2 protein-coding genes are annotated in these 1433 nt (G+C 60.3%); one reads left to right on the forward strand and one right to left on the reverse strand.

Going from position 1 to position 1433, the window contains the following annotated elements; genetic code table 11:
- On the forward strand, positions 1 to 768 hold a 768-nt coding region (locus tag A5688_RS11680; RefSeq protein ID WP_068268145.1), incomplete at its 5' end, for a cyclopropane mycolic acid synthase family methyltransferase.
- 60 nt (positions 769 to 828) lie between these two features.
- Here the strand turns inward: A5688_RS11680 and A5688_RS11685 are convergent.
- Positions 829 to 1433: class I SAM-dependent methyltransferase (locus A5688_RS11685; protein WP_068268171.1), on the reverse strand; the 605-nt coding region annotated here is incomplete at its 5' end.

The following is a 1433-nucleotide window of genomic DNA, read 5'->3' on the forward strand; positions in this document are numbered from 1 at the left end:
TACACCTGCGCCTACTTCGAGCGCGACGACATGACGCTCGAAGAAGCTCAAATCGCGAAGTTCGACCTGGCGCTGGGAAAGCTGAACCTCGAGCCCGGGATGACGCTGCTGGACATCGGCTGCGGCTGGGGCGGCGCCCTGAAGCGGGCTGTCGAGAAGTACGACGTCAACGTCATCGGAATCACGCTGAGCCGCAATCAGTTCGAGTACAGCAAGAACAAGCTGGCCGCGTTGCCGACCGACCGCAACATCGAGGTGCGCCTACAAGGCTGGGAAGAGTTCGAAGACAAGGTCGACCGGATTGTCACGATCGGCGCCTTCGAAGCTTTCAAGATGGAGCGCTACTCGGCATTTTTCGAGCGCGCGTACGACATCCTTCCCGATGACGGCCGCATGCTGTTGCACACGATTTTGGCGTATTCCCAAAAGCAGCAGCATGAGCGCGGTGTTTCGATCACGATGAGCGATTTGCGCTTCATGCGATTCATCGGCCAGGAAATCTTCCCCGGCGGACAGCTGCCGGCGCAGGAGGATATCTTCAAGTTCGGTGAGGCTGCTGGCTTCTCGATCGAACGGGTGCAGTTGCTGCAGAAGCATTACGAGCGGACCCTCAACATATGGGCGGCCAATCTGGAAGCCAATAAGGACAAGGCGATCGCTGTCCAATCGCAAGAGGTCTACGACCGGTACATGCACTACCTGACGGGGTGCGAGAACTTCTTCCGCAAGGGCGTCTGCAATGTGGGGCAGTTCACGATGGTCAAGTAGGACAAAGCAATTCAGCCCCGAACGTGATTCGTTCGGGGCTGATTGCTCGTTGTGGTCCGGTTACTTTTCCAGCGTGAATTGATTGACGTCGGTGTATCCCTCACGGAACAGCTTCGCGCAGCCGGTCAGGTACTTCATGTACCGGTCGTAGACCTCGTGGGACTGGATCGCCAGGGCCTGCTCGCGATTGGCCTCGAGGGCTTCGGCCCACAGGTCCAGGGTTCTGGCGTAGTGCAATTGCAGCGACTGGACGCGGGTCAACTCGAAGCCCGTCGTCACCCCATACTCGCCGACGGTCTGCGGGGTCGGCAGCCAGCCGCCGGGGAAAATCTCGGCCAGAATGAATTGCGAGAACTGGACGATCTCGTGGGTCAGTGTCATGCCCTTGGCCCGGGCGTCCTTGAACGACGGACGAACGATGGTGTGCAGCAACATCACTCCGCCGGGCGGCAGCGCCTGGTAGGCCATCTTGAAGAAGCGGCCGTAGCGTTGCCGGCCGAAGTGCTCGAACGCGCCGATCGACACGATGCGGTCCACCGGCTCGTGGAACTTCTCCCAGCCTTCCAGCAGCACACGTCGGGTGCGGGAGGTATCCATCTGGTCGAAGGACTGCTGCACGTGCTCCGCCTGGTTCTCCGACAGCGTCAGGCCCACTCCGCTGACGC

The organism is Mycobacterium mantenii (assembly GCF_001667865.1).
GTDB lineage: Bacteria > Actinomycetota > Actinomycetes > Mycobacteriales > Mycobacteriaceae > Mycobacterium > Mycobacterium mantenii_A.